Source organism: Sphingomonas parapaucimobilis NBRC 15100 (assembly GCF_000787715.1).
In the GTDB taxonomy this organism is placed as follows: Bacteria; Pseudomonadota; Alphaproteobacteria; order Sphingomonadales; family Sphingomonadaceae; genus Sphingomonas; species Sphingomonas parapaucimobilis.
Genome location: NZ_BBPI01000091.1, coordinates 1 through 3,299, shown reverse-complemented (window position 1 = coordinate 3,299; position 3,299 = coordinate 1). Strand labels below are relative to the sequence as shown.

The 3,299-nt window shown below is 69.7% G+C and carries 3 protein-coding genes; 2 read left to right on the top strand and 1 reads right to left on the bottom strand.

What is annotated here, in order from left to right; translation table 11 throughout:
• Positions 1–81 precede the first annotated feature (81 nt).
• Positions 82–1,056: a class II fructose-bisphosphatase gene (glpX, locus tag SP5_RS16135; protein ID WP_042490631.1), complete on the bottom strand. Its 975-nt coding sequence runs from the start codon at positions 1,054–1,056 to the stop codon at positions 82–84.
• A 159-nt stretch (positions 1,057–1,215) separates the two neighbouring features.
• On the opposite strand from glpX, the gene SP5_RS16130 reads away from it, so the two are divergent.
• Entirely contained in the window at positions 1,216–1,971 is a 756-nt protein-coding gene (locus SP5_RS16130; protein WP_042490630.1) for an ATP-binding cassette domain-containing protein, read from the top strand.
• Positions 1,968–3,299 (top strand): ABC transporter permease/substrate-binding protein (locus tag SP5_RS16125; protein ID WP_042490629.1); only part of this gene is annotated, 1,332 nt, incomplete at its 3' end. The genes SP5_RS16130 and SP5_RS16125, both read left to right, overlap by 4 nt.

The window sequence follows — 3,299 nt, the reverse complement described above, 5'->3', positions numbered from 1 at the left end:
GCGTGCGAGGCGAAGCCCCACCCCAACCCCTCCCCTGAAGGGGAGGGGCTTGGTCAAGACGAAACCCTCACGCATTAAACATCAAAGCCGGTGCTGTCCCTTGACCCAGCGCACCGTGCCCGACGAGGCGCGCATGACGACGCTCTCGGTGGTCATCACCTTGGGCCGACGCTTCACACCGGCCAGCAGCGAGCCGTCGGTCACGCCGGTCGCCGCGAAGATGCAGTCGCCGCGCGCCAGCTCGGTCAGGTCATATTGCTTGTCGAGATCGGTCACCCCCCACTTATGCGCGCGGGCGCGCTCCGCATCGTTGCGGAACAGCAGCCGCCCCTTGAACTGCCCGCCGACACAACGCAGCGCGGCGCAGGCCAGCACGCCCTCGGGCGCGCCGCCCGAGCCCATATAGACGTCGATGGTCGTGTCGGGATCGGTCGTCGCGATCACCCCCGCCACGTCGCCGTCGCCGATCAGCACCACGCCGCAGCCCAGGGCGCGCAGCTCCGCGATCAACCCCTCGTGGCGCGGCCGGTCGAGCACGCACACCACGACGTCCCTGGCCGCAACACCCTTGGCCTCGGCGATGGCGCGGATATTGTCGCTGGGGCTGCGGTCCAGATCGATGACGCCCGCCGGATAGCCGGGGCCGACCGCGATCTTGTCCATATAGACATCGGGCGCGTTGAGCAGATGGCCCTTCTCCGCGATCGCCAGCACCGCCAGGCTGTTCGGCCCCGCCTTGGCGCAGATGGTCGTGCCCTCCAGCGGGTCGAGCGCGATGTCGATCTCGGGGCCGTTGCCGGTGCCGACCTTCTCGCCGATGAACAGCATCGGGGCTTCGTCGCGCTCGCCTTCGCCGATGACGACGGTGCCGTCCATGTCGAGTTCGTTGAGCGCGGCGCGCATCGCCTCGACCGCCGCCGCGTCCGCCGCCTTCTCGTCGCCACGCCCGACCAAGGTCGACGCCGCGATCGCCGCCGCTTCGGTAACGCGCACCATTTCGAGGACGAGGACACGGTCGAGAACCTGGCTGGCGCTTTGAAGATCGGTCTGGCTCATAAACTCTCCTGCCGCTCACGCGCGGCTGTGTTGAACATGTTTTACAGCGCCATATCGCGGGGGGCGGCACAGGCATAGTCCGAAAGCCACAAAGACGATGCAGCGAAACGGCACTTCACCGCGTTTGACCGGCTCCCGCTTCCCTCCCAAGATGGCCCCATGCCCAAATCGATGATCGTGCTGGAGAATGTCAGCCGCCGCTACGGTACGGTCGCGGCGGTCGACAGTGTTTCGCTGACCGTCGAGCGGGGCAGCTTCGTCGCGCTGGTCGGCGCATCCGGGTCGGGCAAGTCGACGCTGCTGCGCATGGTCAACCGGCTGGAGCAGCCCGATACGGGCCGGGTCCTGATCGACGGGCAGGATGCGTCCGCCGAGTCCCCGCCCCTGCTCCGCCGCCGCATCGGCTATGTCTTTCAGCAACATGGCCTGTTCCCGCACATGACCGTTGCGGCCAATATCGCCATCGGGCTGCGCATCGCCGGGCGCGATGGGGGCAACCGGGTTGGCGAGTTGCTCGATCTGGTCGACCTGCCGCGCGACGTGGCGGAGCGGATGCCCGATGCCCTGTCGGGCGGCCAGCGCCAGCGTGTCGCCATCGCCCGCGCGCTCGCGACCGAGCCGCCGATCCTGCTGCTCGACGAAGCGCTGGGCGCGCTCGATCCGGTCACCCGCGATGCGGTGGCGGGGCGGCTGGTCGAATTGCACCGAAAGCTGGGACTGACGACGATCCTCGTCACCCATGACATGGCCGAGGCGCTGCTGACCGCCGCCCGTGTGCTGGTGATGGAAGCGGGTCGGATCGTCGCCGACGCGACCCCGGCCGAACTGGTCCGCGGCGAAGGTGGCCCGGCGGCGCAGGAATTGATGGCGGTCCCCCGGCATCAGGCCGAGCGGCTCGCGGCGCTCCGGGCATGAGCGCCTTTCTCGACGCCCTCACCCGCGTCCCGCCGCTGCTGGCGCAGCATGTGCTGGTCAGCATGGCCGCGCTGCTGCTCGGCATCCTGATCGCGGTGCCGCTGGCCTTTGCGTGCGCGCGGCGACCAAGGCTGTCGCGGGCGGCGCTCGGCTTTGCCAGTCTGGTCCAGACCATCCCGGCGCTGGCCTTGCTGGCGCTGTTCTATCCGGTGCTGCTCAGCCTGTCGGGACTGGTCGGCGGAGGCATACCGGCGCTGGGGTTCCTGCCCTCGCTGCTGGCGCTGACGCTCTATGCGCTGCTGCCGATCCTGCGCAACGGCGTGACGGGGCTGGTCGGGCTAGACCCGGCGGTGTTGCAGGCGGCGGACGCGGTGGGGATGACGCGGGCGCAGAAGCTGCGGCTGGTCGAGGCGCCTTTGGTCGCGCCGGTGCTGGCGGCGGGCATCCGCACGGCGGCGGTGTGGACGATCGGCGCGGCCACCCTGTCGACCACGGTGGGCCAGCCGAGCCTGGGCGACCTGATCTTCGCAGGGCTCCAGACCCAGGCCTGGGCGCTGGTGCTGGCGGGCTGTTTCGCCGCCGCCGCGCTGGCGCTGGTGGTCGATGCGCTGATCGGGCTGATCGAGCGCGGGCTGGCGACGCGGCGGAAAGGCATGTGGATCGGCGGGCTGGTCGCCCTGGCGCTGGGGATGGCGCTGGCGACTCAGCCGCTCTGGCCGCGTGGCGGCGATGCGCGGCGGCAGGTGGTGATCGGAGCCAAGAATTTCTCCGAGCAATATATCCTGGCGCGGCTGATCGGCGACCGGCTGTCCCGCGCGGGCTATGATGTCAGCTATCGCGACGGGCTGGGCTCGACCGTGGCGTTCGAGGCGACGGCGGGGGGCCGTGTGGACGTCTATGTCGATTATGCCGGGACCTTGTGGACGACCGCGATGCGGCGGCATGACTCCCCGCCCCGCGCGGCGATGCTGGGCGCGCTGAAGGATTGGGCCGCGACGCGTGATGTCGCGATGCTGGGGCCGCTGGGGTTCGAGAATGCCTATGCCTTCGCGATGAAGACGCCGCTGGCGCAGCGGCTGGGGGTGCGTTCGCTCGCCGATCTGTCGCACGTCGCGCCGCGGCTGAAGCTGGGCAGCGACCTGGAGTTTCTCGACCGGCCCGAATGGGCGGCGGTGCGTGATGCCTATGGCCTGCGTTTTGCGAGCATGACGCCGTACAGCCCGACCTTCATGTACCGCGCGCTGGAGAGCGGGCGGGCGGATGTGATCTCGGCTTTTTCGTCCGATGGCCGGATCGCGGCGGAGCGGCTGACCGTGCTGAACGACCCG

Bases quoted from the DNA above. Each gene is read 5' to 3' on its own strand.
- glpX (WP_042490631.1), bottom strand. From the start codon at position 1,056: ATGAGCCAGACCGATCTTCAAAGCGCCAGCCAGGTTCTCGACCGTGTC.
- SP5_RS16130 (WP_042490630.1), top strand. From the start codon at position 1,216: ATGCCCAAATCGATGATCGTGCTGGAGAATGTCAGCCGCCGCTACGGT.